General features: G+C 65.5%; 25 protein-coding genes. 20 read left to right on the top strand and 5 right to left on the bottom strand.

Annotated elements, in window-relative coordinates; translation table 11 throughout:
* Nucleotides 1–3 precede the first annotated feature (3 nt).
* Both HMI58_RS06740 and HMI58_RS06735 read right to left on the bottom strand, forming a co-directional pair.
* Nucleotides 4–396: a VOC family protein gene (locus tag HMI58_RS06740; protein WP_171618593.1), complete on the bottom strand. Its 393-nt coding sequence runs from the start codon at nt 394–396 to the stop codon at nt 4–6.
* Nucleotides 393–674, bottom strand: coding sequence for a metalloregulator ArsR/SmtB family transcription factor (locus tag HMI58_RS06735; protein ID WP_171586344.1), 282 nt, complete (start codon nt 672–674; stop codon nt 393–395). The genes HMI58_RS06740 and HMI58_RS06735 overlap by 4 nt, the downstream gene beginning before the upstream one ends.
* A gap of 59 nt (nt 675–733) precedes the next feature.
* Here HMI58_RS06735 and HMI58_RS06730 point away from each other — a divergent pair, with 59 nt between their 5' ends.
* From HMI58_RS06730 to HMI58_RS06690, 9 genes are all read left to right on the top strand, one after another.
* Nucleotides 734–1,420, top strand: a complete 687-nt coding sequence (locus HMI58_RS06730; RefSeq protein ID WP_225667944.1) for an ABC transporter ATP-binding protein — start codon at nt 734–736, stop codon at nt 1,418–1,420.
* Nucleotides 1,365–2,978: a DUF6297 family protein gene (locus tag HMI58_RS06725; RefSeq protein ID WP_192476254.1), complete on the top strand. Its 1,614-nt coding sequence runs from the start codon at nt 1,365–1,367 to the stop codon at nt 2,976–2,978. Before HMI58_RS06730 ends, HMI58_RS06725 begins: the two co-directional genes overlap by 56 nt.
* Before the next feature lie 18 nt (nt 2,979–2,996).
* Nucleotides 2,997–3,695, top strand: coding sequence for a GNAT family protein (locus tag HMI58_RS06720; protein ID WP_171618592.1), 699 nt, complete (start codon nt 2,997–2,999; stop codon nt 3,693–3,695).
* 58 nt (nt 3,696–3,753) lie between these two features.
* The gene (locus HMI58_RS06715) at nt 3,754–4,269 is read left to right on the top strand and encodes a GNAT family N-acetyltransferase (protein WP_171586342.1); all 516 of its coding nucleotides are present in this window, start codon (nt 3,754–3,756) and stop codon (nt 4,267–4,269) included.
* A 6-nt stretch (nt 4,270–4,275) separates the two neighbouring features.
* Nucleotides 4,276–4,692, top strand: a complete 417-nt coding sequence (locus tag HMI58_RS06710) for a hypothetical protein (protein ID WP_171586341.1) — start codon at nt 4,276–4,278, stop codon at nt 4,690–4,692.
* Nucleotides 4,693–5,098: 406 nt separating this feature from the next.
* Nucleotides 5,099–6,559 carry a hypothetical protein gene (locus tag HMI58_RS06705; RefSeq protein ID WP_171618591.1) on the top strand — a complete coding sequence of 487 codons (1,461 nt, stop codon included), beginning with the start codon at nt 5,099–5,101 and terminating at the stop codon, nt 6,557–6,559.
* Nucleotides 6,560–6,610: 51 nt separating this feature from the next.
* Nucleotides 6,611–8,299 carry a GT4 family glycosyltransferase PelF gene (gene pelF, locus HMI58_RS06700; protein WP_171618590.1) on the top strand — a complete coding sequence of 563 codons (1,689 nt, stop codon included), beginning with the start codon at nt 6,611–6,613 and terminating at the stop codon, nt 8,297–8,299.
* The gene (locus tag HMI58_RS06695; protein WP_171618589.1) at nt 8,296–9,363 is read left to right on the top strand and encodes a putative glycoside hydrolase; all 1,068 of its coding nucleotides are present in this window, start codon (nt 8,296–8,298) and stop codon (nt 9,361–9,363) included. The genes pelF and HMI58_RS06695 overlap by 4 nt, the downstream gene beginning before the upstream one ends.
* A 102-nt stretch (nt 9,364–9,465) precedes the next feature.
* Nucleotides 9,466–10,956, top strand: coding sequence for a hypothetical protein (locus HMI58_RS06690; RefSeq protein ID WP_171618588.1), 1,491 nt, complete (start codon nt 9,466–9,468; stop codon nt 10,954–10,956).
* Nucleotides 10,957–10,981: 25 nt separating this feature from the next.
* On the opposite strand, the gene HMI58_RS06685 is transcribed toward HMI58_RS06690, so the two are convergent.
* Genes HMI58_RS06685 through HMI58_RS06675 form a run of 3 tightly spaced genes read right to left on the bottom strand, consistent with a single transcriptional unit; the run spans nt 10,982 to nt 12,396 of the window.
* Complete coding sequence (locus HMI58_RS06685) at nt 10,982–11,320, bottom strand: transcriptional regulator (RefSeq protein ID WP_171618587.1); 339 nt, start codon at nt 11,318–11,320, stop codon at nt 10,982–10,984.
* Entirely contained in the window at nt 11,310–11,774 is a 465-nt protein-coding gene (locus tag HMI58_RS06680; protein ID WP_171618586.1) for a hypothetical protein, read from the bottom strand. Before HMI58_RS06680 ends, HMI58_RS06685 begins: the two co-directional genes overlap by 11 nt.
* Nucleotides 11,775–11,820: 46 nt before the next feature.
* The gene (locus HMI58_RS06675) at nt 11,821–12,396 is read right to left on the bottom strand and encodes a dihydrofolate reductase family protein (protein ID WP_171618585.1); all 576 of its coding nucleotides are present in this window, start codon (nt 12,394–12,396) and stop codon (nt 11,821–11,823) included.
* A gap of 130 nt (nt 12,397–12,526) precedes the next feature.
* On the opposite strand from HMI58_RS06675, the gene helR reads away from it, so the two are divergent.
* From helR to HMI58_RS06620, 11 genes are all read left to right on the top strand, one after another.
* Nucleotides 12,527–14,710, top strand: a complete 2,184-nt coding sequence (gene helR / locus HMI58_RS06670) for an RNA polymerase recycling motor ATPase HelR (RefSeq protein ID WP_171618584.1) — start codon at nt 12,527–12,529, stop codon at nt 14,708–14,710.
* A gap of 400 nt (nt 14,711–15,110) precedes the next feature.
* Nucleotides 15,111–16,532: an HNH endonuclease signature motif containing protein gene (locus HMI58_RS06665; RefSeq protein ID WP_225667952.1), complete on the top strand. Its 1,422-nt coding sequence runs from the start codon at nt 15,111–15,113 to the stop codon at nt 16,530–16,532.
* A 12-nt stretch (nt 16,533–16,544) separates the two neighbouring features.
* Nucleotides 16,545–17,132, top strand: a complete 588-nt coding sequence (locus HMI58_RS06660) for a DUF1349 domain-containing protein (protein WP_171618582.1) — start codon at nt 16,545–16,547, stop codon at nt 17,130–17,132.
* Between the two features lie 80 nt (nt 17,133–17,212).
* On the top strand, nt 17,213–17,509 hold the full coding sequence (gatC, locus tag HMI58_RS06655) for an Asp-tRNA(Asn)/Glu-tRNA(Gln) amidotransferase subunit GatC (protein ID WP_171586331.1): 297 nt from the start codon (nt 17,213–17,215) through the stop codon (nt 17,507–17,509).
* A 2-nt stretch (nt 17,510–17,511) separates the two neighbouring features.
* The gene (gene gatA / locus HMI58_RS06650) at nt 17,512–19,083 is read left to right on the top strand and encodes an Asp-tRNA(Asn)/Glu-tRNA(Gln) amidotransferase subunit GatA (protein ID WP_171618581.1); all 1,572 of its coding nucleotides are present in this window, start codon (nt 17,512–17,514) and stop codon (nt 19,081–19,083) included.
* A 5-nt stretch (nt 19,084–19,088) separates the two neighbouring features.
* Entirely contained in the window at nt 19,089–20,597 is a 1,509-nt protein-coding gene (gene gatB, locus HMI58_RS06645) for an Asp-tRNA(Asn)/Glu-tRNA(Gln) amidotransferase subunit GatB (RefSeq protein ID WP_171618580.1), read from the top strand.
* A gap of 100 nt (nt 20,598–20,697) precedes the next feature.
* On the top strand, nt 20,698–21,651 hold the full coding sequence (locus tag HMI58_RS06640; protein WP_318779154.1) for an aminoglycoside phosphotransferase family protein: 954 nt from the start codon (nt 20,698–20,700) through the stop codon (nt 21,649–21,651).
* 1 nt (nt 21,652) lies between these two features.
* A complete protein-coding gene (locus tag HMI58_RS06635) occupies nt 21,653–22,405 on the top strand; it encodes a hypothetical protein (protein WP_171618579.1) in 753 nt (250 codons plus the stop codon).
* A gap of 125 nt (nt 22,406–22,530) precedes the next feature.
* Nucleotides 22,531–23,574 carry an L-threonine 3-dehydrogenase gene (gene tdh, locus HMI58_RS06630; RefSeq protein ID WP_171618578.1) on the top strand — a complete coding sequence of 348 codons (1,044 nt, stop codon included), beginning with the start codon at nt 22,531–22,533 and terminating at the stop codon, nt 23,572–23,574.
* Between the two features lie 11 nt (nt 23,575–23,585).
* The gene (locus tag HMI58_RS06625; protein WP_171618577.1) at nt 23,586–24,785 is read left to right on the top strand and encodes a glycine C-acetyltransferase; all 1,200 of its coding nucleotides are present in this window, start codon (nt 23,586–23,588) and stop codon (nt 24,783–24,785) included.
* Nucleotides 24,786–24,803: 18 nt separating this feature from the next.
* Nucleotides 24,804–25,877, top strand: a complete 1,074-nt coding sequence (locus tag HMI58_RS06620; protein ID WP_171618576.1) for an FAD-dependent oxidoreductase — start codon at nt 24,804–24,806, stop codon at nt 25,875–25,877.
* Nucleotides 25,878–25,936 lie beyond the last annotated feature (59 nt).

Here is a 25,936-nt window from a genome sequence, read left to right as displayed (position 1 = left end):
GCCTCAGACCTGTTTCATTTCGACCAACTGAATCAGGTTGCCACAGGTGTCATCGAAAACGGCCATCAGTGCAGTACCAATGTCGGTGGGAGCCTGGGTGAACACCACTCCCTTTGCGGTGAGCCGGTCATACTCGGACTGCAGGTCCTCCACAGCGAACTGTGCCAGGGGGATTCCGTCTTCAATCAGCGCATCGCGGTAGGGCTTCACCGCGGGGTGGCTGGACGGTTCCAGCAGGATTTCGGGGCTGTCGGGGGATTCAGGCGACCGGACGGTCAGCCAGAAGTCCTCACCCAACGGGATGTCGTGGCCCTTGGTGAAGCCCAGGACGTCGGTGTAGAAGGCTAACGCCGCTCGCTGGTCGTCAACGAACAGGCTGGTCAGTGCGATTTTCATTCGGTCCTCTTCTCTGTGGGCCATCTGCCGGTGATTTCGGCGAGAGGTCCCGGATTGAAATAGTGGAACTTGGAGCGGCCGCGCCGCTCGGTCACCACCAGGTGGGCTGACTCAAGTACGGCCAGATGCTGCGAGATCGCCTGACGGGTCAGGCCCCGCTGGTGTCGCATGGCGAGCACCGAACATATTTCGAACAGGGTCTGACCGTCGCGGGCTGACAGTTCGTCAAGGATGATCCGCCGCGTTTCGTCGTCGAGAGCGTGGAAGACGTCGGCCATGAACCCAGTATAGGCAAGTAGCTGCTTGCCTATCAAGGGCTCAGTACTACGATGAGTGAATGGCTGAAATGGGGGCAGTACTTCAGGCCACGGGACTACTCGTTGGCTATTTCAGGGCGCCGGTCTGTGGTGAGGTGTCCGTGACGGTCCACCAGGGTGAGGTTCTCGGCGTCGTCGGCGTCAACGGCGCAGGCAAATCGACTGTCGTCCGGACGCTTGCGGGTCGGCAGCCCGCCCTGGCTGGCGACGTGCTGGTGCAGGGTCTGCCAGCGGTCCCCGATGCCGTGATGTTCCGTCGCCAGGTCTCGGCGATCTTCGATGATGACGTGTTCTTCCCGGCCCTTACCGTCCGGGAACATCTGCTGCTCGTCGCACGTGGCCATTCACTGGATTCCCCGGACGAGCGGGTCGAAGCCGAGCTGGAGTTCTTCGGGCTCCAGGAGAGGGCCGACGTCGTTCCCGAGTCCCTGTCCTCCGGCCAGCGGCGGCGGCTCCTGCTGGCGGCCGGGCTGATCCGGCCATCATCCCTCCTGATCCTTGACGAACCCGAACAGCGACTCGACCCGGTCATGCGCGATGCGCTCGCGCAGCGGATCAGGGACCACGCAGAGGCGGGTGCCGCTGTCGTGCTGGTGACCCACGATCCGCGGTTGCTGGTGCAGACCGCATCGACCTGCCTGGTGATTGACGATGTCGTCGAGCAACTCGACCCTGACCGGGGAGCTGCGATCATTGCCGGCTCCTGAAGCGCTTCGGCTCCGTCCCGCCGCCGGTGCGGACGCGGACGGGGCCCTCGCCACTGCCCGAGCCGTCGTCGCCTTCACCCGCACGTCGTCCCGCCGGTACAACCGTGCCCGGACCTCGGTTGGCGGGCTCTTCGTTGATATCTACTCGAACGCTCTCGCCCTGGCCTGCGTCCTCGCGATCGCCGGCTCCTTTGTGGTTGCGCTGCGCGACGAGATTGCTCGCAGGGATCCTACCCGGGGCGGTTTGGCTGACACGCAGTGGCACATACTCCCCGCCGAACTCATGTGGTTTCTCTTGACCTACGTTGCACTGGCTGGCCTTCTTACCGTGGCCCGACGCCTTGGACCAGCATCGGTGAGTTCCAGCGAAGGGTCCTGGTGGCTGCCGCTACCGGTTGACCGGCGCCCCATGGTCCTCCCTGGAACCGTCCGCCTCATCCTGGGGATGGGACTGGCCAGCGCAGTTGCGTACTTGCCCTTCAGTTTCCTGACCGAACTGGGCAGGTCAGGGACGGCCCACCTGCTGGCGTCGGCCACTTTTGGTCTGACGGCCGTGATCGCAGTCGGCGGCGCGGCGGTGCTGCAGCTCCGGGCCAGACCCACACGCGGCGAACGGGTGTGGCCGGTCCTGACGCTCCTCCCGCTGGCTGTGCTGCCCTCACTGGCCGCTGCCGTCTGGCCGCTCGCGCTCGCAGGCGTGACCTCGCTGGTGGTGCTCGCCTATGTGCTACCGAGGGTCGGTTCAGTGGCCGGGCACGAGCTGATCCGTGGGGGAGGCGTGTCGGGTCATGCAGGGGCTTCGGTGTTCCTGCTCGATGTCAATGAGCTCCGCAGGGCGCTGGCGCCGGATCCACGACTCAAGGCATCACAACGGGCGCGGAAACTGTACGCACGGCCAACCCGCAGCCCTCTCACGGCTTTGGTGCGAGCCGATATCGTGTCGTTCCTCAGGTTGCAGCGCGGGCTCGCCGGGCCACTGCTCTGGATCGGAGCCTGTATTGCTCTGGTGCTGGCTGACGCTGCCCTGCCAGCCCTGGTCCAGCTCCTTGTCATCACCATCGTCGGATGCGTGACCGCAGGCAGCATGGGGGTCGTCGCGCAACGGACCGCGCTGGTGCCGGATCTCGATTCGATGCTTCCGGTGTCCTCATGGGCGGTGATGCTCAGCCGGATGCTCATGCCAGCGGCGGTGATGAGCCTCTGGATGGCAGCCGTGACCGGAATGCTCGTGATAGTCGGCGCCGGCGGACCGGCTCTGATCCTGCTGGGTGCGGTGGCTGGCCTCGGGATGGGGGCTGGATCCGTGCGGGCCGCCACCAAACCGCCCACCGATTGGACCGCCCCGGCTGCCGAGACGCCCTTCGGTCCAGTCCCACGTGCCCAGATCGCTGCCCTGATCCGTGGTCTGGATGTGACTGTCCTGTCGATGGTGCCGGTGCTGCTTGCCCTGTACATCGGAGACGTCTATCCCTGGCTGGTCGGGGTGCAGGCGGCAATCAGCGTCGGGATTGTCCTGATCCAGATGGCCGCGAAGCCCAGTTCCCAGTCAGGAGCCTGAGCTGTGTTTTCTCCGAGAGTGACCCAGCACTGGATCCCTGCGGAACTGTCCCCGGGGACGGCGGGGAGCGTCCAGGTGGTCATCGACCCGTCAATGGCTGAGGACCGGGCGGTGGCAGTGTTGCACGTAGTGGACGGCCCCAGTCTGCTCACTCTCACACCCGAACGGGCCCAGCTCCTCGGTGTCTCTTCCCACCAGGGAATCCGCGTCGAGGACCTCGCTCCGCGACTCGCTGCCGCGGGGATTAGGCTGAACGGTCCGGACTGCCTGTTCTACCTTCCCGCCACCGATCACGAAGCAGTCAGGAGTGAACCCAGTCCCGAAGGCACGAGGCAGCTCACACCGGAAGACCAGGAGGCCTTTACCCGTTTCACGGGTCAGGCACCGGCAGCGGACCTGGACGAAGCGTTCGTCGAACTCGACCATTGGCTCGCGTTCGGCACGTTCACCGGGGGGAGGTTGGTCGCCGCGGCGAGCATGTATCCCTGGCGCGGCACCAGGCTGGCCGACCTCGGAGTCATCACCTTGCCAGCCGACCGTGGCCACGGACACGCCCGGCGGGTAGTGAGAGCCATCAGCTCGATGGCTCTGCAACTGGGTTACGAACCGCAGTACCGGTGCCAACTGAGCAACGTGGCGTCGGCTGCGCTGGCGGAATCGGCGGGATTCGTCCGCTTCGGCCAATGGGACGTTGTGGAGAAGCAGCAGGACCTGTAGCAGAATTGGAAGGCGGCATTCCGGCGTCGTGCCCGTCCGCCTTCCCGATGAGGATTAGATGACCACCACAGCACCAACCGACCTCGTGATCCGCCCCGTCACTGCGGCGGATTACGACGACGTCCGCCGCATCACCTGCGCCGCCTACCTGGAGGCGGGGTACTTTGAGGGACCGGACCACCCCTACCTGCTGGTGCTGGCCGACGTCGAACACCGTGCTGAGCACGCCGAGATCTGGGTGGCCGAGCGGGAGTCAACGGTGGTGGCATCGGTGGCGATCACCTTTGAGGGGCAGCGCTACACGGACATTGCCGTTGCCGGCGAGCTGGAGTTCCGCATGCTCGCCGTTGACCCGGCCTGTCAACGGGGCGGGGTGGGACGGCAGATGGTCGAAGCGATCATCGAGCACGCGCGGTCGTTGGACGGCATCACCGCAGTATCTCTGACCAGTGGATCCGACATGACCCGCGCGCATGCGCTGTACCGGTCCTTGGGGTTTGAACGCCAGCCGGAACGGGACTGGTGGGTACGGGACGAGGAAATCCTCCTCTGGGTCTTCCGGCTGACCCTGTAGCCGGCGATGAAACATCGGAGGCACACCCTGACCCGGGCCCAGCGGGCGCTCGCGACCGCCGGTGCGATCGCGCTCAGCGCTGGCCTGTGGCTGGGCTGGTTCGCCTGGGACACGGGCTACCAGATTGACCCTGCCACCGGTTCGGCGTCGGGCCCCTACGAGCCCTGGCAGGTAATCGGGTGCGTGGCCTCGTGGGTTGCCCTCGGGTGGATCGCGAACAAGTTCCTCGCACCGGCCATCGTCATTCTCGCCATGCCCGCTGGTTTCACTGGCGCGTTCGCTGTCACGGCCGCCACCTCAGACGACTCGGGGCTCTGGATGATCGGTGCCACTCTCGTCGCCTTTGGCACACTGGCCGGAACCGTTCTCCTGGTCGCCGCGATGAACTGGCGCAGACCGGCCATCGACAGCACCTCCCGTTAGGAATCGACCGGTTTTCGGCTGTGCGATTGGTCACAGACTCCCCCCGGGGAGGAGGGCTGACGGACCCGCAGCGCCGCAGGCTTCTCCGGTATCGCGGGGATTCGGACCGTTAGCGGTCAAACGTTCAAGTAACTACGCGGTTTCTCCAAGTACCTGAATGAGTGCCCTAGGTAAGCGTTACTCGTGACGACGCTGCACCTGACAGATATTTTTCTAGAAGGTGCTCGCTGGCAGAGCCGGCGACGACGCACCCCTGGCCTTCGGGCGGGAAAAAATCGGATCCATCTGCCGCTGGCCTCACCAGCACCAACGCATGGCTCAATCCGAATAACCGTCTCATTCACGTCTCACAGCGCGGCCGCCGCACCCGGGTTCCACACCGGGACCGACGGGCCCAGGGGAAATCATGACATCGCTACAGTCCCTCCTACAGGACTCCTTTGCCCGACGACGCACGATCATCATCATGGTTGCGCTCATCCTGACGGCGCTCGTACCGCTCACTGGCAGCATCCTCCCCGCGGGGTGGTCCTACGCCCTACTGGGTGCCGGCGCAGTCCTGTTCATGGCGGTGCTGCTGCTGGCCAGGCCCCGCCCCAGCTCCTCAGGAGGAGATCGGGTGAAGACCGAGGGCAGCTCCCGGCCCGGTGCCGGTCTGCTCCTGTACCTCTCGCCAGTGATCCTGCTGAATCTGGTTTACCCGCTGGTCAGCCCCGAGATGGCGGCTGTCAGCGTGGGCGGAGTCCAACTCACGCTGGTGGTCCTTGCTTCCTCAATCACCGTGCCGTGGCTCGCGCAGGCCGCCTGCCTTCCGGCATACCGAGCCATCGGAGACCTGATGGCCGAGCGTGACATGCTTGCGATCACCCGCCGCTTCTGCACCACGTGGCCGGCCATGCTCGTTCAGGCCCTGCCGATCGTCCTCGTGTTTGCGGTCCCGCTCTGGCTGGCGACTGACTGGTCCTTCACCGCCCTCGCGACCTACGCCGCCCTGGTCGCCCTGCACCTGCTCTTCGTCCAGTCGCTCGTTCTGGCGAATGTTGGCGACCGCCGCGGCCTGTGGGCCATCGCCTGGGTGGGATACGCCGCGGCCCTCTTCATCGCTCCCACCATCTGGTGGCTCCCACCGCTGGTTGGCGCGCTCACCCAGATCGTCGCCATGGGGCGCGGGCTGTCTGCCATCAGTCTCACCCGGCGCCTCGGTGCACGCGACTTCGCGACTGACCTGGTCCGCGGGCTGTTGCTCGGCGCGGTGCTCTGGGCCGACAAGTTTGTGCTCTTTCTCGTCACCGACGGCGACTTCCAGGTAGTGATCGTGTTCCTGGCCATGCTTCCCGCGGTCATCGCCTACAACTACTACTTCGTGAACCTGGCACCGCGCGTCGACAAGGCTGTGGCCGAACTCCACCACACCATCGCCAACGAGCCACTCACCGTTCTGGCCAAGCGATCGAAGCGGCTCAGCAGGACGGTGGACCGGGCTATCCTCAGCACCGGAGCCGTCGGCATGGTTCTCGTCCTCGTCGTGTCGCTGCTCCTCGATGGCATCCAGCCGGTCAACGTTCTCCTGACGGTGTCGGTGGGAGTGGCCTCGTGGGCCTTCATGATCCTCACCCTCCTCAGCTACGAACTGGACTACATCGGCGAGAAGATCCTGCCCCAGGTGCTGGGTGGTATCCACCTGGCGCTCTGCGTCGCTGCTTTCCTGCTCGTCGGCGTCGTCGACACCTCTGGCGGAGCCGCGCTCGCCTATGGCGCCCTCGTGGTTGCCGACCTTGTCCTGGTCGGCGTCGCCTGGACCCTCTACAAACGTCACTGGGCGCAGCCCGAGTACACCCTCTTCTGGCGTCACGCTACCTCCTGGTAGCCCGGCCCTCTTCCCCTCCGTCCTGCGCAAGACTCTGCCGAAGGAAAAACCATGTACGTGTTCAAAACCCCCAAGTCACGCCGCGCCCGCCAGCACTCAGCCGTCGTCCTGCCCGGTCAGGCAGTGGCACAGCACCAGTACGACGACGTCGATGTCGCCATCGTGATGGAGTCCACCTACCCCTACCTCAAGGGTGGGGTCTCGGCAGTGGTGCACGACATCGTGACCCATAACCCGGACCTCACCTACGGGATCATCCACATCACCTGGGACTCGGAAGCACCCCACGAGGATCTCTACGGGATGCCCGAGAACGTGGTGTGGGTGCGGCCCGTGTACCTGAGCATGCAGGAGCACCGCCACGACTTTATGGCCGTCTCGTCGAAGGACCTTGGGATGAGCCCCGCCGAACGGTCAGCGCTCGCCAACCGTCTCTTTGATGCGCTCTACGCCCTGTCCGAGCGGCGCGAGGTGGAACCCCTCTGGGAACTGATCGATGAAGGTTTCAACCAGCGCACGCGCTCCTACCCGCTGTGGGCGCTACTGGGGACCCGTGAATTCATGGAGGCACTCTCCCTCCGGATGCCGCAACTTGACCTCTCGCTCGCTGACTCATTCTGGACCCTGCGCAACTTCCTCTCCCTCGCATACGCGATCCTGGGGGAGACCATGCCGAGGGCCCGCGTGTACCACGCGCACACCACCGGCTATGCCTCCCTGCTCGGTGCCGCAGCAGCGCGGGATCACGGCACTTCGTTCCTCCTGACCGAGCACAACCTGTACGTCCGCGACACGGTCAACACGCTGCTGGACCGGAACATGGCGCTGTCAATCACCTCTGAGGACTACCGCACGTTCGATGTGACCCCGGAGCAGCGGGCCTGGATGGCCTGGTGGACCGAGATGGGCCACTTCTGCTATCCGAGTGCGGCCCTGATCACCTACCTGTATCCGACGGCGATCACCGAGGCGGCGCGCCTGGGCACCGACATCGACAAGGCAGTCGTGGTGCCGAACGCAATGGTCATCGAAGAGTTCGAGGACAAGTACAAGGCGCGGCTCACCGCTCAGGCACACCTGATCGAGAACGGTGATGACCACGTCTGGCGGCTCGTCTACATTGCCCGCGTGGTCCCGATCAAGGGGCTGCTGGACCTGCTGTCCAGCATGGACATCCTGCGCCGTCACGGATTCCCCAACCTGCACCTCGACGTCCTCGGGCCAACCGAGCATGTGCCCAAGTACTACGAGGCGTGCCTCGCGAAGATCGATAGCCTGGGGCTTCACGACCACGTGACAGTCCATGGCACGGTGAACGTCCGTGACATGCTCCACCAGTTCGATCTCCTCGTCCTGCCCAGCTACAACGAGGGCCAGCCCATTGTGGTCCTCGAAGCCATGGCCGCGGGGATTCCCACCGTCGGCACCGACGTCGGCGGCATGAGGCAGCTGATCGGGGATCAGCTGTTGACCAGCGATGGCCGCACCGTCGGTTCCTGTGGCGAGCTTGTCGTCGCGGGCGACGTCCAGCAGATGGCTGACAACATCCGCACCGTGATCGGGAACGGGAAGCTCTACTCCGAGTACGCCGAGAACGCCCGGACCCGGGTCCAGGAGTTCTTCCAGATGCACGAGATCATGTCCTCGTACAACGAGATCTACCGGACGGTTGGTGACATCTCCGACCTGCGAAACCTCACCACTGCCGAACTGGATGAGTTCACCCGGGCCGGCCTATGACCGGAGTCGGCGCCTGGATCCGGTATGGCGACCCGTTTCTGCCGGGGCAGCTGGCTTTCGCCGCAGAGCACTACCGGGTGGCGATCCTTCAGCCCTGGGAGACAGCCGCCGCGGCCGAGCTGAAACGGCTCCGGCCGGACATGACAGTGCTCTGCTACAAGTGCCTTTCCTCGACCCGCAGCTACGAGCCGGGGCCGGTCTACAGCTCGGGTGTCTCCTATGCGGAGGCCGACGACGGCTGGTTCGCCACGCATCTCGACGGCACCCGTATCGAGTGGGAACGCTACCCGGGACACTGGCAGATGCAGGTGTGGGATCCGGCCTATCAGCGCCGCTGGGTGGACAACGTGGTTGAGGAGCTGCGCGACTCTCCCTTTGACGGCGTGATGGCCGACAACGATGTCTTCGATGACTATTACGGCTTGGGGTTGCCCATTGACGGCGCAGCGGAGATGGCGGAACTACGGACCGCGCTCGGCGACCTGGTGAATGCCGCGGGCACGGCATTGAACGGGCTGGGCAAGATCCTGGTACCGAACATCGCCGAGTCGCGGCGTGAGGCCGGGCGGTGGGAGTCGCATGCTGCGTTTGGTGGCGGCTTCGAGGAGGTCTGGCTCGGCTACAGTCCGGTCCACCTGTTCGATCCGGTGACGGCTGAGGCGCAGCTGTCGCAGGCTGCCGGGCCCGGGCTCTCCATCCTGCGGGTCCCCACGGATGGCGATGACCGGCATCCGAACTTCGCCTACGGATTGTCCGCCTTCTGGATCTTCGGGGCGGGCCGCGGTGCGTACTCGGCCACCGCCCATGACGACTACAGCCGCACTCAGTACGCCCCGGAACTGGACTGGGAGCTCGGCGATCCGACCTCTGATCCCGTGGGCAGGAACCATTCCTGGTGGAGAGAATTCGAGGGCGGATTCGCGGCCGTCAACTTCAACAGTGATGGCCGCCGCCGCCGCAAGGTCAAGGTTCCCGCTGGGATGGTTGACGCTGAGGGCAGTCCCGCGCCGTCGACCGTGGTGCTTCCTCCGCGCACAGGCGTGATGTTCCGCCGCCCCGCCTGATTAAGCCCCTTATCAGGGGGCTTTGGGAAGTTTTTCCGCAGGATTCTCCCAGATTCAGACCATTCCGGGATCTTGCCGCCGGCGGTGCACCACTATGTGTTTATGAAACTAAATGCCGTTGGGGCAACGTTTGTTTCCGTGGGTCTGGCTGCCGCACTCGTCGTCAGCTCTCTCGCCGTCCCGGCAAGTGCCGGCAGCCAGACGCTCCCCACGTCGTTGCAGGCCAGCAACCTGACCGTGAGTACCGGTCAGCAGCTTCCCGCTTATCTCCAGGGCTACCGTCAGGGCCAGTTGCTGTGCCCCGGGGCAGCTCTCACCGGCAAGGTCTCAGTGGCAATCGTTGATCCCATGATGGCCACCACCGACGCACCAGGGGACTGCACCCTGTCCGACATGAAAGCGGCCAACCCCACCACCGAGTTCCTCGCCTACCTGAACATCGGGGCGATGCGCGACGCTGAACCCTGGAACGGCGTCTTCCAGAACTCATGCGCCGACACCGCAACCGCTGCCGGGAAGCAGTTCGCCGTCAGTACCACGAACCCAAAGGTAGCCAAGAACGACGACGGCTTTGTCACCTACCCGTCGTACCGCTACCTCACCGTGGCCAATCTCTCGCCGGCCTACGCCGACGCCTGCGCAGCCACGGCACGCAAGATTCTAAGCACCGACTCGCAGCGCGGCACCACCAATGCCGCGCCCGCCCGGTTCGACGGGATTTTCCTCGACGACGCCTCAATGTCTCCTTCCCACGGCCAGGACATGGTCGACGTCGGGCAGTGGGGTCCCTGGGCCAACGATGATGCGTACGGTTCGGCACTCATTGCCGCCGTGCAGCGCTTCGACACAACCCTCACCCGCACCATGGGCAGGGACGTTCCGGTCGCCATGAACCTTGGTGTCTACCCGGCGTGGAGCAATCAGGTGAACCTCGCCAAGAAACTGGCGGCGACCCGCTCGGTTGATTTCGCGCTCCGGGAGCACGTCGTCGCCAGCGGGACGGGGCGCCCGTTGTCGGTCGTCGATCTGGAGCAGGCGAGCACCGCCTACCAGGCGATTACCGCAGCCGGGATGCCCGTCGTCGAACATGACTACTCGGTCCCGCTGCGCGAGGTTCCGAGCACCGCGTACCGCCAGGGCCTCGACATCGGCTCTTCGGCTCCCTGCTTGCGGGACGGTTACAGCCTCCGGACCTCGGTGGTCGCAGCGGCGAAAACCCGGCGAACGCTCGATCACCGGATGACGCTTGGACACCTTCTGCAGACCCGGACCTATGCCGCCCGGCAGATGACGGCGACCCTGTCCCAGGCCGAACCCACCTGCCAGGACAACGCCTGGGACGACGACTCCAACTTCGAGACCGTGACCACCGCTTCGGTCAACGCGCTCGACACACAGGTCAAGGCTCTCACCACGGCCGTCACCTCTGGTGCCTATGCAACAGCGGCGCCGTTGAAGCTGGCCGGTGTAAACGTCGTGAAGCTGTCCAACGGCGCGGTCGTGGCGGTCAACACCACCACCATTGCCCGCACGGTTACCGCCCACGGCAAGACCCTGAACGTCCCGGCCCGCTCAGCCACCATCAGCGGCTAGCCGGTCCCGTCGTCGTTGCAGGAGTTCAGTCGTCGACGTCGTTCAATCCGGCGGCAATGGCCTGCAGGGCAGCGAGGTGGGAATCGAAGGCCGCTCTTCCCTGAGGGGTCAGGGAGAGCCAGCTGACCCGGCGGGCATCTGCCCGGCCCGCCGAGGACGATTTCGTCATGGCGACAAAACCGCCGTCGGACAGCACCTTGAGGTGTTTCGACAGTGCCGCATCGCCGACGTTGAGGGCTTCACGAATCGCCGAGAAGTCTGCACTCTTCACGTTCCGGAGCAGTCCACAGATCCTGAAACGCAACGGAGCGTGAATCAGCTCGTTGAACACAGCGCCAGTGGCGTCGGTGGTCTCAGCGGGCATTGCGGATCCGGCTGATGGCACTTCGCATGAAGTAGTGGGCACCCAGGGTTCCCGCACCGAAGGCGGCCGCAGCGGGAGCGATGACCCACCAGAACAGGTCAAATGACACGAGACCCAGCGAGACGCTGAGCATGAGCAGGCAAAACACCAGGGTCGCGGCGTAGATGAGCCACGCCGTCCAGCCGATACTGGCCAGTCTCACACCGGTGGTCCGCTGGTAGAGGTAGACCACCAGGATTCCGACAATGATCAGCAGGGCTGAGTTGCCCGAACGGTTGTCTCCCGCCGCGGGGGAGGCGACACAGAGTGCGGCAAGGACGCCGAACGCGGGAGCAGCCCAGCGGGGAGCGGTCATGCGGTGGATGAGGGCCGACCGGTCCTTGTCGACGTCGGCAAGCAGTGCAGCAGCAGAACGCGGCTGATCAGCTGTGGATGGAGGCAAGTTGTTTTCCATAATGGAAAGTGTAATCACTTTCCATTATGGAAAGCAACTGCCAGGGTCAGCCGACGACGTCGTAGATTACCTTGACCACGCCGTTGGAGTACGCGGCGGATTCCCTGAGTGCGAGTTGCCGCGAGCCCCTGTCAACGGTGCCGAAGATCCTCTTGCCGGAGCCCAGCAGAACCGGGTACACAAGGAGGTTGTACCGGTCGATGAGGCCCGCATCGTCAAGGCTTCGCGCCAATCCCGCACTGCCATGGATGAAGATCGCGCCGCCGTCGCCCTGTTTCAGGGTTGCTACACCGTCGATCGATCGCAGGATCTCGATCGATCCCCAGTCATCGATCAGGGCGTCGTCGGCCAGCGTTGTGGACACCACGTACTTGGGCAGGTCCTGATAGCTGGCATGGTCAGCCGATCGCGACCAGATGGGAGCGAACGCTTCGTAGCTCTTGCGGCCGAACATCAGCGCTGACGTCTCGGCGAGTTCCTCGCTCTTGAGGGAAAAGGCTTCGGGTACGAACTCCGTGTTCAGCACCCACCCGCCGCTCGGATGACCTTCGATGGTCCCGCCCGGCGAATCAACCACGCCGTCGAGTGTCATGAAGCCCGTCCACACCAGTTCCCGCGACATCGCGCCCCCTTCACGCTTGGCGAGGTCAAACCCCTGCCATATTCAATCTATAACCCATGGGGGGCCTTGCCGCAAGGCCCCCTGGAGCGCGAAGAATGGGTCCCTCAGGGAAACTGTGAAGGGGTGCTGGATGAGTATTTTTGCGTTGTCGCCGCCGCTTTCGGCAAAACTCGATCCGTCGCTGATCAGTGAGGATGAGTCGCACTTTGAGAGGGTCAGGACCAGTCTCGCGGAAACCCTTGCCGATCTGGCTGCACGGCTGGAGGCAGAGCGGAAGGCTCCCGGAATCAAGGGGCAGCCCGCCCTCGACAGGGACGAGGAAATCCACCGGGTGAGCGATCGGATCCGGGCGCTCACCCGGTTCGGTCTCGATCTCTGCCTGGGACGGATGGTCCCGGCCGACGGAGTGGGCCCCATCTATGTGGGCCGGTTTGGCCTGACTGACGGATCAGGTCGACGGCTTCTGATCGACTGGAGGTCTCCGGCAGCCGAACCGTTTTTCGGCGCCACCCATGCCAATCCCATGGGACTGGCCAGTCGGCGTCGGTATCACTGGTCGAGGGGACTGATCACTGACTACTGGGATGAGGTGTACACAGCGGACGGACCACAGAGCCATGGAGCGCTGGATGACCAATCGGCGTTCATCGCGAGCCTGGGCCGGAGCCGCTCGGGGCAGATGCAGGATGTACTCGGGACCATCCAGAAGGACCAGGACGCGATCATCAGGGGCGGCTCCCGCGGTGCGCTGGTGGTGGATGGAGGCCCGGGAACCGGGAAGACGGTTGTGGCACTCCATCGCACCGCCTACCTTCTCTATTCCGATCCGCGGTTGAGCGATCGGACGGTTGACGGCCGGAGTGACGTGCTGTTCGTCGGCCCTCATCAGCCGTACCTGGCGTATGTTGCCGATGTCCTTCCCAGCCTGGGGGAGGAGGGGGTTCTCACTAGTACCCTCCGGGGTCTGGTTCCGGAGGGCGCGACCGCGCTCGCAGACGCGGACGACGTCGTCGCACGCCTCAAATCCTCGGCCCGGATGGTGCACGCCATTGAACCAGCTGTCCAATTCTCGGAAAGACCCCCGACCCACGGAATGAGTATCGACACGCCCTGGGGAGAGGCGTGGCTTGGCGTCGCGGACTGGGAGGAGGCGTTCGCTGCCTCTGATCCCGGGACGCCACACAATGAGGCCCGCTCCGAAATCTGGGACTCCCTGGTGACCATCCTGGCGGACAAGCATGAGGACGGGGAGGTGACGCCCGAACTCCTGCACCCGTACCTGCGGCAGGATGGTGCGCTGGGTCGGGAGTTCGCCGCCGCCTGGCCGGTACTTGACCCTGGCGACCTGGTCGCGGACCTCTGGCGGGTGCCAGCCTATCTGCGGCTATGCGCCCCATGGCTCAGCGCTGAGGAAGTCCTCCTGCTGCAGCGTAGCGATGCGAAGGCGTGGACCCTTTCCGATCTGCCGCTGCTGGATGCTGCCCGGCAGCGCATCGGAACCGCCGCAACAGCGACGCTGAAGCGGGCTCACGCCAAGAGCATTGCCTCCGAGCGTGAGCAGATGTCAATGGTGGTGGACAATCTGATCCGGGCCGACGACGACGGCACCGGTCTGGTCACGATGTTGCGCCAACCCGATCTGGAGGATGGGCTGATCGACGGGTCGGGGACGCCCTGGAAAACGCCTGACCGTCTCGCGGGACCGTTTGCGCATGTGGTGGTCGATGAGGCCCAGGAGCTGACCGATGCGCAGTGGCAGATGCTGCTGCTGCGCTGCCCGTCCCGTAGTTTCACGATTGTGGGGGACCGGGCGCAGGCCCGCCATGGGTTCCCCGAGTCCTGGCCGGAACGGCTGGAACGGATCGGCCTCGACCGGGTGCGGATGACCGAACTGAGCATCAACTACCGGACTCCTGCCGAGATCATGGACGAAGCTGCGCCAGTGATCCGTGCGGAACTGCCGGACGCGAATGTTCCAGTATCTATCAGGGTGGGAGGGCTCCCTGTCCGCCGGGGGAGGCTTGCCGACCTTGGCGGGATTGTCGACGATTGGTTGGCTCAGTATCCGGTGGGGACGGTGTGCATCATCGCCTCTGGGCCGGTAAGTGTTGCCTCCGGGGCGGTTGGCCGTGCCCGTGACCGCGTGAGTGTCCTCACCCCTGAGACAGCCAAGGGCCTGGAGTTTGATCTGGTGGTTCTGGTCAATCCTGAGTCGTTTGGGGAGGGGATCGAAGGTGCTGTGGATCGTTATGTTGCCATGACGCGTGCAACCCAGCAGCTGGTGCTATTGACCGATGACGGGCTGCTTTCCTGAGGCTCTGCCACCTGGTGCTTCCTGACTATCTATCGCCTACTCACCGACCGCAACGTGGTGCTCTAGGGTTCGAATATTTCTTCGAGAGATTTGTCCACATAGCCTGTACATCCGCAGAAATGTCGGTGCGGTTTGGGACAATAGAGGTATGGAAGGCAGCACAGCTCCATCACCGCAACGGAAGGGAATCCCCTCCTGGGTAACCGATCCGCGGGGTATTTCTGGTGCGGTAGGCGGGCCCGACGGCGGCGCCTCCACCTCTGCCTCTGCATCCGTCCGGACTCGGGCTGGTGCCGCTGCCTCGTCACCGGTCTCCAGATATGCGTCGGCATCGGGCTCTGCCGATACTTCACACACTGCTACCCGGTCCGGCAGTCGCAGTGAATCTTCCGTTCGGGCCCTGGCCGAAGCCCTCCACTCCCTGCGACCAGCCGGTGATGCGGCGGGGTTGATTGATCAGCTGCGGGAGTTGGAGGATCTGAAGTCCGCGATCGCGGGCGTGCAGGCCCGGATTGCGGTGGCTGTCGACGTGGCCGAACGCCAGGCCCAGGCCGGCGCCGGTATGCCCGCTGCGGAGCAGGGCAAGGGTGTGGGTGCGCAGATCGCATTGGCCCGCCGTGAATCCCCGTCCCGCGGCAGCCGGCTCCTTGGCCTCGCACGGGCCTTGGTCACGGAGATGCCCCACACGTTGGCCGCGTTGCATTGTGGCCAGTTGAATGAGTGGCGGGCCACCCTGCTAGTGAAGGAAACCGCGTGCCTGTCCGCTGAGGACCGGGCAGCGGTCGATGAGGAACTCGCCCCGGATACGGGGACGTTCGACGGGTGCGGGGATAAGGCGATTATCGCGGCCGTGAAAGCAGCCTCGTATCGGAGGGATCCCCGGTCGGTGGTGAACCGGGCCGCCCGCGCGGTGACGGAGCGGAGTGTGAGTATCCGTCCCGCACCGGACACCATGGCCTACCTCACCGCCCTCCTCCCCGTAAAAGAAGCAGTCTCCACCTACGCAGCCCTGTCCCGCCACGCCGACACCACTAAGGCCGCCGGCGACCCCAGATCTCGGGGTCAGGTCATGGCTGACAGCCTCGTTGAACGTGTCACCGGGGTCCCCGGCGGTGTCAGCCGGGTCGAATTGCAGCTCATCATGACCGACCGTGCCCTCTTCCAAGGCGACAGCGAACCAGCCCGCATCCCCGGCTACGGCATCATCGGCTCCCACTGGGCACGCACCCTCCTCCAAACAGCGAAAACCACCAACGGAACAACCGGGCCGAAGGATTCGGATACCTCCGGGGATAAGCGGTCCACTTTCGATGTGTGGTTGCGTCGGCTCTATACCGCGCCGTCGACCGGGGAGTTGGTGGCGATGGATTCCACCGCCCGCCTCTTCACGAAAGCCCAACGCCGGTTCATCACCGCCCGCGACGACACCTGCCGCACTCCGTACTGTGGCGCACCGATCCGCCACTTCGACCACATCATCCCCTGGCACCGTGGCGGACCCACCACCATCACCAACGGGGCAGGACTCTGCGAAGCGTGCAATCACACCAAAGAACAACCCGGCTGGACAGCCCAAACAATCCCCGGACCAAGACCACAAACCCGCCCCCGACACACCTTCAGCATCACCACGCCCACCGGCCACACCTACCACTCCACCGCACCACCCCTACCCGGCACCGGAGCCGTCACACGTGCCAGCGTCGGTGCAGGCGCCGGAGCGACAATCGAGGGGGCACAGGTCAGAACCCGAAACCGGCCCAGCCACCGCAGGGAACGAAGTCCCGGTAGGCGCGCCTTGTCTCAGGAGCAGGGCACCTGAAAGATTGAGGACATGAGATACGTTGAGTGGTCCGAAGGACGCTGGACAACCGAGCCCGAGAATGTTCGCACCTCCGACGAGGGATTGTTAGTGACCGCCAAGGAGGGCAGCGACGCCTGGCGGATCACATCGTACGGCTTCATCCATGACACCGAACACGCACTGCTCCGGTCGATCACAGTGGGCGAAGCAATCGAGGTGGCCTTCCGGGCCGACCTCCCCGAACAGTTCGACCAGGCAGGTGTCTTCATCAAAACCGATGACACGAACTGGATCAAGGCCGGCGTCGAATGCAGCGACGGCGAGCTGGGTGTGGGTGCAGTAGTCACCCGTGGAGAATCCGATTGGTCGCTATCACCCGTTCCAGAATGGGCCGGGCGGATGGTGACGGTGCGTGCCAGCTTGGCCCCCGGAGCGGTCACTATCCGGGCGAGGGTCGACGAGGAACCCTGGCGGCTCGTCCGTGTTGCGCCGCTCGCCACAGACGCGATCCTCCAGGCGGGACCTTTCTGTTGTGCACCAACCCGGCCCGGGCTGGTGGTCCACTTCCTGAGCTGGCGCACGACAGACGCTGACACGGCGCTTCACCCAGAGGGATAGGAGACGCCCGCCGAATCGGCCACGGCCGATGCCGCACGTAGACTTGAGCCAAACACCAATTCATTGACCATGGGAGATTTATGGCTGAGATCAACCGTGAGGACGTTGCGCACCTGGCGCGGCTGGCCCACATCGATATGAGCGCCGAAGAGCTGGACCGGATGACCGGTGAGCTGGCAGTAATTGTCGACTCGATCAAACGGGTGAGCGAAGTGGCCGGCGACGACATCCCGACCACCAGCCACCCCATCCCGCTGAGCAATGTGTACCGCGAAGACGTGGTCGGCGAGACCCTCACCAACGAGGAAGCCCTCTCCGGCGCCCCCGACAACGCCGACGGACGCTTCAAGGTCCCAGCAATCCTGGACGGGGAATAACCATGACTGAACTGATTCGGCTCAGCGCCGCAGCGCTCGCCCAGAAACTTGCCTCAAGGGAAATCTCCGCAGTCGAAGCCACCCAGGCCCACCTCGACCGGATCGCCCACGTTGACGGCGGCGACGACGGCGTCCACGCCTTCCTGCACGTCAACACCGATGAGGCACTCGCCGTCGCGGCCGGGGTCGACAAGGCCCGCGCGAACTCCGAGGAACTCCACGCACTGGCTGGCGTCCCGATCGCCGTCAAGGACCTGATCGTCACGAAGGGTCAGCCGACCACCGCTGGCTCCAAGATCCTTGAGGGCTGGCACAGCCCCTATGACGCGACAGTGATCCGCCGCCTCCGCGCCGCCGGAATGCCCATCCTGGGCAAGACCAACCTGGACGAGTTCGCGATGGGCTCCTCCACCGAGCATTCCGCGTACGGCCCCACCCGCAACCCATGGGACCTGGACCGGATCCCCGGTGGATCGGGCGGCGGCTCGGCCGCTGCGGTCGCTGCCTTCGAAGCGCCCCTCGCGCTCGGTACCGACACCGGCGGCTCCATCCGCCAGCCCGGCGCTGTCACCGGCACCGTCGGCGTGAAGCCCACCTACGGTGGAGTCTCGCGGTACGGCGCCATCGCGATGGCGTCGTCACTGGACCAGATCGGCCCCGTCTCACGGACCATCCTGGACTCCGCGCTGCTCCACGAGGTCATCGGCGGCCACGACCCCAATGACTCCACCTCCCTCACCGACCCCCTCGGCGCGCTGGTTGAGGCCGCCCGGCTGGGCAACGTCGAGGGCATGCGGATCGGCGTCATCAAGGAACTGCAGGGCGAGGGCTACCAGGCCGGCGTCCTGACCCGGTTCCAGGAATCGCTGGAGCTGCTGCGCGGTGCGGGCGCCGAAATCGTTGAGGTTTCCTGCCCCAACTTCGAATACGCCCTGGGCGCCTACTACCTGATCATGCCCTCCGAGGCATCGTCGAACCTCGCCAAGTACGACGGCGTCCGCTTCGGCCTGCGGGTAGTGCCCGACGGCGCGCCGACCATTGAGCGCGTCATGGGAGCCACCCGCGCCGCCGGGTTCGGCGACGAAGTGAAACGCCGCATCATCCTGGGCACCTATGCCCTGAGCGCCGGCTACTACGACGCCTACTACGGTTCAGCACAGAAGGTCCGCACCCTGATCCAGCGGGACTTCGACAACGCGTTCAAGCAGGCCGACGTCCTGATTTCCCCGACCGCGCCGACCACCGCATTCAAGCTGGGGGAGAAGCTCAACGATCCACTGGCCATGTACCTGAACGACGTCGCCACCATCCCCGCGAACATGGCTGGCGTACCGGGGCTGTCCCTGCCCGGCGGCCTTGCCGACGAGGACGGACTGCCCGTCGGCATCCAGTTGCTGGCTCCGGCCCGCCAGGACGCCCGGCTGTACCGGGTGGGAGCGGTGCTCGAATCGCTGCTCGAAGCCAGCTGGGGTGGCCCCCTGCTGGACCGCGCACCCGCCCTGAGGCCTGACGTTTTGGGGTCTAACGGCGCAGCCGACCGCGTGGAGACTAGCACTGCAGGAGGAACCAACTGATGGTTATGGCAACTGAAGAAATTCTGTCGTTCGAGGAAGCACTCGAGAAGTATGATCCGGTGCTGGGGTTCGAGGTCCACGTGGAGCTGAACACCCAGACCAAGATGTTCTCCTCGGCTCCCAACGCGTTCGGTGACACCCCCAACACCAACGTCACCCCGGTGGACCTCGGCCTGCCCGGCGTCCTCCCGGTCGTGAACCGGGTGGCAGTTGAATCGTCCATCAAGATTGGGTTGGCGCTGGGCTGCAAGATCGCCGAGAAGTGCTACTTCGCCCGGAAGAACTACTTCTACCCGGACACCCCGAAGAACTTCCAGACCTCCCAGTACGACGACCCGATCGCGTACGACGGGTCGATCGACATCGAGCTGGCCGACGGCACAGTGTTCACTGTCGAGATCGAGCGCGCCCACATGGAGGAGGACGCCGGGAAGCTCACCCACATGGGCGGCTCCACCGGCCGGATCCACGGCGCCGAGTTCTCCCTCGTGGACTACAACCGCGCCGGCGTGCCCCTGGTCGAAATTGTCACAAAGCCGATCGTCGGCGCCGGTGCCCGCGCACCAGAGCTTGCCAAGGCCTACGTCGCGGCGATCCGCGAGATCGTCAAGAACCTGGGCGTATCCGACGCGAAGATGGAGCGCGGCAACGTCCGCTGCGACGCCAACGTGTCCCTCAAGCCCAAGGGGCAGGAGAAGTTCGGCACCCGCACCGAGACGAAGAATGTCAACTCACTGCGCGCCGTCGAGCACGCGGTGCGTTACGAGATCCAGCGCCACGCAGCGGTGCTCGACTCGGGCACTCCGATCACCCAGGAGACCCGTCACTGGCACGAGGACACGCGGTCGACGACGTCGGGCCGCCCCAAGTCCGACGCCGACGACTACCGCTACTTCCCGGAACCGGACCTGGTGCCCATCGTCACCACCGAGGACTGGATTGAGCGTCTCCGCGCTGAGCTGCCCGAGCCACCGGCCGAACGCCGCAAGCGGCTGCAGCAGGACTGGGGTTACTCCGACGCCGAATTCCGCGACGTCGTCAACGCCGGCGTGATGTCCTCCATCGAGGACACCATCGCTGCAGGGGTCAAGCCCGCCGTCGCCCGCAAGTGGTGGATGGGCGAGATCGCACGCCGAGCCAAGGTGGCCGACGTCGAGCCGTCCGAGCTGGGTGTCACCCCCGAGCTAATCGTCGAGCTGAACTCGCTGATCGAGTCCGGCAAGATCAACGACAAGCTCTCCCGGGAGGTGCTCGACGGCGTCCTCGCCGGTGAGGGCACTCCCACCGAAGTGGTCGAGGCCCGTGGGCTGGCAGTCGTCTCCGACGACGGTCCGCTGCTCGAGGCCATCGACGCGGCGCTGGCAGCCCAGCCGGACGTGGCGGACAAGATCCGCGGCGGCAAGGTGCAGGCTGTCGGAGCGATCGTCGGCGGCGTCATGAAGGCCACCCGTGGCCAGGCCGACGCCGGCCGGGTGCGTGAACTGATCCTGCAGCGCCTCGGCGTCGAGGGCTAACACCCAGATCACCCGAACGGTGAGCAACCTGGACCTGGAGGGAGCACCATTCCCTCCCGAAGGTCCAGGTTGCTCACCGCTTTCTTCAGAAAGGACCCTCGTGGCGAACAGGCCGGCCGCCGAGGTGCTGATGACCGCTGACCTGGTCCGTGAGCTCCTGGGGGAGCAGCATCCGGACCTCGCCGGGCTGCCCCTGAATGCCGTCGCCGAAGGGTGGGACAACTTCATCTTCCGGCTGGGGAGCGACCTGGCGGTCAGGCTGCCCCGCCGAGAGGCCGCCGCCCGCCTAGCCAGGAACGAACAGCGCTGGCTGCCACGGTTGTTGTCCGACCGGCCCGACGACGGCCCGCAGGCCCCGGCGCAGGCCTCGGCGTTGCGCTTCGCAGCGGCACCGGTGCGCTCAGGGGAGCCGTCGTCGTCGTACCCCTGGCACTGGAGCATCACCAGGTGGGCCGAGGGCACCGCCGCAACGCACGTACCCCTCGGGGACCGGACTCGGGCGGCGGAAGACCTCGCCGACTTCGTGCTGGCCTTCCAGCAGCCAGCTCCGGAGGACGCTCCCTACAATCCCGTGCGCGGCGGTGCGCTTCGCGACCGCGACAGCGCACTCCACCAGCGCCTCGCCGCCCTTGATCTACCCACCTCAGGTCTCCTCACCCTGTGGCAGGAACTACGTGACCAGCCAGCGTGGGATGGCCCCTCCCTCTGGCTCCATGGCGACCTCCACGCCGCGAACCTGGTGGTTGCCCCCGACAAAAAACTTGCAGCAGTCCTGGACTTCGGCGACCTGGGCAGCGGCGACCCGGCCACCGATCTGGCCGCCGCGTGGCTGGTCTTCGACCGGTACGGCCGCCGGGTATTCCAGAACCGGATCAACGCCGCCCGCCCCACCTCCGATGCCACCTGGCAGCGGGCCCGGGGCTGGGCCCTCTGCATCGGCGCGGCGATGGCCGTGCACTCCGACGACGATTCAGTGTTCAAGACGATGGGCCACCAGGTCCTCCACTCGGTGCTCGTTGACCACGGCACCCGGGTCGCCGGGGGTGCCCGCTGACATGGCGCACTGGACCCACCTGTCCCGCGTCCAGACCGAGGGCGACAACCACATCATGGAGGACGCCTGCGGGTACCGCGGCAACGCTGCCTGGATGATCGACGGCGCCACCTCCCTCCTGGAGGAAATCGACCTACCCGGTGCGTCCAACCCGTCCTGGTACGCCCAGGTCCTCAACCTCGCGCTGGCCGAACACGCCGGACCCGCCGACCCCCGTGCTGTCCTCGCTGCAGCGCTGACCACGGTTGACGAGCTGGGGGAACGGCTGGTGGGCAACCGGTCCCACTTCTTCCCCAGCGCTGCTGTCTCGCTGGTCACGGCCGACGACGACGGACGGGTGCGGGTGCTCAGCCTCGCCGATTGCCACGTCGTCGCACGCCGCGATGACGGCAGCACCCTGCACATCGGCACGCCGATCAGCGAGCCCACCGGCACCCAGGCCGACCACGAACAGGCGAGACGGGAACGGAACACTGAACAGGGCATCTGGGTGGCCCGTCGGGAGCCCGAGGCTGCCGAGCGGGCCAGCCTGGTCCGGATGGGCAAGGTCCACACGGTCGCGCTGGCGTCCGACGGCGCCTGGCGGGCTGTGGACCTTGGCCTGGTGGCAAGCCCGGAAGCGTTCCTTGACGCCGTCAGCACCCCCGAGGGAGCGCAGGAATTGATGCTGACCCTGCGCATCACGCAACTGGAGATCGGCGAAGCCGCAGACGACGCCTCGGTGATGTGCCTGGCGCTGCAGGACGGGACCTGATCCCCTGATCGGACGCGGCCCGGCTGATACGCTGACGAGGGTGCCACAGCACCACTTGAGATGAACTGCACGCGCCACGGCGTACCACGCTGAACCCCGCGTGCCGGTGGAAGGAATCCCCCTAAGTGAAGGCGCTGTACAAGTCCGGGCCGCAGCCCGGCTTCGAGCTCATCGACCGTCCCGAGCCCACACCGGGACTCGGCGAAGTCAAGATCCGCGTGATGACCACCGGGATCTGCGGCACCGATCTCCACATCGAGTCCTGGGACCAGTGGGCCGCCAGCACCATCAGCGCGCCGCTCATCCCCGGCCACGAGTTCTACGGCGAAGTGGTCGAGCTCGGTTCCGGCGTGCGCGACGTCAAGGTGGGGGACAGGGTCTCCGGCGAGGGCCACATTGTCTGTGGCACCTGCCGCAACTGCCGTGCCGGCCGGCGCCAGATGTGCATCAGGACCGCAAGCGTCGGGGTGCAGCGTGACGGTGCCTTCGCCGAGTTCGTGGTGATCCCCGAACCGAACGTCTGGGTCCACCCGGCTGGTATCACCCCCGAGCTGGGCGCCATCTTCGACCCCTTCGGCAATGCTGTGCACACCGCGCTGAGCTTTCCCCTGGTCGGGGAGGACGTGCTGATCACCGGCGCCGGACCCATCGGGCTGATGGCCGCTGCCGTCGCACGCCACGCCGGGGCCCGCTACATCGCTGTCACCGACGTGTTCCAGCCACGGCTGGACCTGGCCCTCACGGTGGGCGCTGACCTCGCCGTCAACGTGGCCACCACGCGGATCGTCGATGCCCAACGCCAGCTTGGGATGCGGGAGGGATTCGACGTCGGGATGGAAATGTCGGGCCATCCCACCGCGCTGCCCGAAATGATCGACAACATGAACCATGGCGGCCGGATCGCCATGCTCGGCCTCCCCTCGGCGGACATCACCATCGATTGGGCCAAGGTGGTCACCCACATGCTTACCCTCAAGGGCATCTACGGCCGTGAGATGTTCGAAACCTGGTACGCCATGAGCGCCATGCTGCAATCCAACCCCGTCCTGCAGCAGGCCATCTCGAGCGTCGTCACCGACATTCTGCCCGCAGCCGCGTGGCAGCAAGGCTTTAACACCGCACGCAACGGAGCCAGCGGCAAAGTGGTCCTCGACTGGACCGGATTCTAAGGAGCAACGCGATGTACACGAGCATTCAGGAACAGCTGACCGAAGAACTGGACGGCATCCGCAGCGCGGGCCTGTTCAAGAACGAACGGCGGATTTCCTCCCCGCAGTCCAACCACATCGAGGCAGCCACCCTCGACGGCGCCCCGCAGCGGGTACTGAACTTCTGCGCCAACAACTACCTGGGGCTGGCCGACCATCCCGACATCATCGCCGCCGCCAAGCAGGCGCTCGACGACCGCGGGTTCGGCATGGCCTCGGTGCGGTTCATCTGCGGCACCCAGGACCTCCACCTGGAGCTCGAGGCGCGGGTGTCGAAGTTCCTGGGCACCGAGGACACCATCCTGTTCTCCTCCTGCTTCGATGCGAACGGCGGAGTCTTCGAATCCCTGCTCACTGCCGAGGACGCAGTGATTTCCGACGCGTTGAACCACGCCTCCATCATCGACGGCATCCGGCTGTCCAAGGCCCAGCGGTACCGGTACGCCAACCGTGACATGGCGGATCTTGAAGCAAAGCTCAAGGAAGCCGCCGGCGCGCGCCGCACCCTGATCGTCACCGACGGGGTGTTTTCAATGGACGGCTACCTGGCACCATTGGAAGCCATCTGCGACCTCGCCGATCAGTACGGCGCGATGGTCATGGTCGACGACTCCCACGCCGTCGGTTTCATGGGCGAGACCGGGGCGGGCACTCCTGAACACGCCGGTGTCTCCAGCCGGGTCGATATCTACACCGGAACCTTCGGCAAGGCGTTGGGTGGTGCCTCGGGCGGCTACGTCGCCGCGCACTCAGAGATTGTGGCCTTGCTGCGGCAGCGGGCGCGGCCGTACCTGTTCTCCAATTCGCTGGCACCCTCGATTGTCGCCGCCACGCTCACCGCGCTGGATCTGGTCCAGAACAGCGCCGACCTACGGGCGCAGCTTGAGGAAAACTCGGCGCTCTTCCGGCGCCGGATGACCGAGGAGGGCTTCGAACTGCTGGACGGCGAGCACGCGATTATCCCGGTGATGTTCGGCGACGCGGCACAGGCAGCCAAGGCAGCTGATGCCATGCTGGCGCGCGGCGTGTTTGTCACTGCGTTCAGCTTCCCGGTGGTGCCCCGAGGTGCTGCCCGGATCCGGGTCCAGCTTTCGGCCGCCCACAGCGCCGAGGACATCGAAGCCTGCGTGCAGGCCTTCATCGGCGCCCGCGACGACGTCGCCGCCGCCTAGCCCAGGGGTACTGCTGCCATGGCACTGAATGCTGATGTTCTGATTGTGGGCGGCGGCATCGCCGGGCTGTCTCTGGCCACGCAGCTGGCGGGACGCTGCACGGTGGTGCTGGTGGAGGCAGAGCAGATTCTCGCCTACCACGCGTCATCGCGGTCGGCCCGGCAGCTTATTCCCAGCTATGGGCCGCCCGAAGTGCAACAGCTCACCGGCCGCACCCTCGACCTCCTCCGGGCTGTTGAGGATCAACACCTGCAGCACTTTCTGACCCCACGCAGCTTCATGCTGGTCGGGTCCGAGCAGGACGTCACTGACCGTTCCAGCGGCGCCATGACCGTCATCAGCCAGGCCGAGGCGCTGGCCCTCTGCCCCCACCTCCGCCCGGAAAGCTTCGCTGCTGCGGGCATCGACACCACGTCGGTAGGCCTGGACGCCGAGGCCCTGATCGATTTCCACCGTCGCACAGCGCTCGACGCCGGGACCACGATCCTGACCGGTGCCAAAGTGCACTCCGCCCAACGGATGGGCAACGGCTGGAGCGTTGGCGCCGATGCTCACGCCATCCACTCAACGGTTGTCGTGAACGCGGCGGGCGCGTGGGCCGACGAACTCGCTGTGGTCTCAGGGGTCGAGATCCAGGGATTGCGCCCCTACCGCAGGACTGCCGCCATCGCGCAGCTGACCCACGAGCTGGCCCCCGGCATGCCGATGGTGGCCGCAGCCGACGACAGTTTCTACTTCCGGAACGAAGGTACCGGCCTGCTGATCTCGCCCTGCGAATCAGTGCCGAGTGTTCCCGAAGACGCCCAACCCGTTCCCGCCGACCTGGACGCGCTCCTGCAGAAACTTCAGGAGGCCACCACCCTGGGGATCACCGCCATTGACCGGGCCTGGACCGGGCTTCGCACCTCCACCAAGGCAGGACTGCCAGTGGTCGGGTTCGATCCGGAGGCTGAAGGGTTCTTCTGGCTGGCCGGCCAGGGCGGTTACGGGTTCCAGACGTCGTCGGGAATCGCCGAGTTGGCGGCAGGGCTGATCCTGGGCGAGGAGGGCACCACCCCATCCCTGGCGAATGCTCTGCGCCCCACCCGCTGAATGTGCTGAAACGGTTGCCTAATAAAAGCAAGCGGCAGAAATTAACACGGGCGTTTTGA

Source organism: Arthrobacter sp. 147(2020), from assembly GCF_013116715.1.
Taxonomy (GTDB): Bacteria; Actinomycetota; Actinomycetes; order Actinomycetales; family Micrococcaceae; genus Arthrobacter_D.
This window is presented reverse-complemented; position numbering and strand designations above follow the sequence as displayed.

What these genes read in the sequence shown, in the direction of transcription:
- HMI58_RS06740 (WP_171618593.1), bottom strand. Translation starts at nt 396, where the DNA reads ATGAAAATCGCACTGACCAGCCTGTTCGTTGACGACCAGCGAGCGGCG.
- HMI58_RS06735 (WP_171586344.1), bottom strand. Translation starts at nt 674, where the DNA reads ATGGCCGACGTCTTCCACGCTCTCGACGACGAAACGCGGCGGATCATC.
- HMI58_RS06730 (WP_225667944.1), top strand. Translation starts at nt 734, where the DNA reads ATGGCTGAAATGGGGGCAGTACTTCAGGCCACGGGACTACTCGTTGGC.
- HMI58_RS06725 (WP_192476254.1), top strand. Translation starts at nt 1,365, where the DNA reads ATGTCGTCGAGCAACTCGACCCTGACCGGGGAGCTGCGATCATTGCCG.
- HMI58_RS06715 (WP_171586342.1), top strand. Translation starts at nt 3,754, where the DNA reads ATGACCACCACAGCACCAACCGACCTCGTGATCCGCCCCGTCACTGCG.
- HMI58_RS06710 (WP_171586341.1), top strand. Translation starts at nt 4,276, where the DNA reads ATGAAACATCGGAGGCACACCCTGACCCGGGCCCAGCGGGCGCTCGCG.
- HMI58_RS06705 (WP_171618591.1), top strand. Translation starts at nt 5,099, where the DNA reads ATGACATCGCTACAGTCCCTCCTACAGGACTCCTTTGCCCGACGACGC.
- pelF (WP_171618590.1), top strand. Translation starts at nt 6,611, where the DNA reads ATGTACGTGTTCAAAACCCCCAAGTCACGCCGCGCCCGCCAGCACTCA.
- HMI58_RS06695 (WP_171618589.1), top strand. Translation starts at nt 8,296, where the DNA reads ATGACCGGAGTCGGCGCCTGGATCCGGTATGGCGACCCGTTTCTGCCG.
- HMI58_RS06690 (WP_171618588.1), top strand. Translation starts at nt 9,466, where the DNA reads ATGAAACTAAATGCCGTTGGGGCAACGTTTGTTTCCGTGGGTCTGGCT.
- HMI58_RS06685 (WP_171618587.1), bottom strand. Translation starts at nt 11,320, where the DNA reads ATGCCCGCTGAGACCACCGACGCCACTGGCGCTGTGTTCAACGAGCTG.
- HMI58_RS06680 (WP_171618586.1), bottom strand. Translation starts at nt 11,774, where the DNA reads ATGGAAAACAACTTGCCTCCATCCACAGCTGATCAGCCGCGTTCTGCT.
- HMI58_RS06675 (WP_171618585.1), bottom strand. Translation starts at nt 12,396, where the DNA reads ATGTCGCGGGAACTGGTGTGGACGGGCTTCATGACACTCGACGGCGTG.
- helR (WP_171618584.1), top strand. Translation starts at nt 12,527, where the DNA reads ATGAGTATTTTTGCGTTGTCGCCGCCGCTTTCGGCAAAACTCGATCCG.
- HMI58_RS06660 (WP_171618582.1), top strand. Translation starts at nt 16,545, where the DNA reads ATGAGATACGTTGAGTGGTCCGAAGGACGCTGGACAACCGAGCCCGAG.
- gatC (WP_171586331.1), top strand. Translation starts at nt 17,213, where the DNA reads ATGGCTGAGATCAACCGTGAGGACGTTGCGCACCTGGCGCGGCTGGCC.
- gatA (WP_171618581.1), top strand. Translation starts at nt 17,512, where the DNA reads ATGACTGAACTGATTCGGCTCAGCGCCGCAGCGCTCGCCCAGAAACTT.
- gatB (WP_171618580.1), top strand. Translation starts at nt 19,089, where the DNA reads ATGGCAACTGAAGAAATTCTGTCGTTCGAGGAAGCACTCGAGAAGTAT.
- HMI58_RS06635 (WP_171618579.1), top strand. Translation starts at nt 21,653, where the DNA reads ATGGCGCACTGGACCCACCTGTCCCGCGTCCAGACCGAGGGCGACAAC.
- HMI58_RS06625 (WP_171618577.1), top strand. Translation starts at nt 23,586, where the DNA reads ATGTACACGAGCATTCAGGAACAGCTGACCGAAGAACTGGACGGCATC.
- HMI58_RS06620 (WP_171618576.1), top strand. Translation starts at nt 24,804, where the DNA reads ATGGCACTGAATGCTGATGTTCTGATTGTGGGCGGCGGCATCGCCGGG.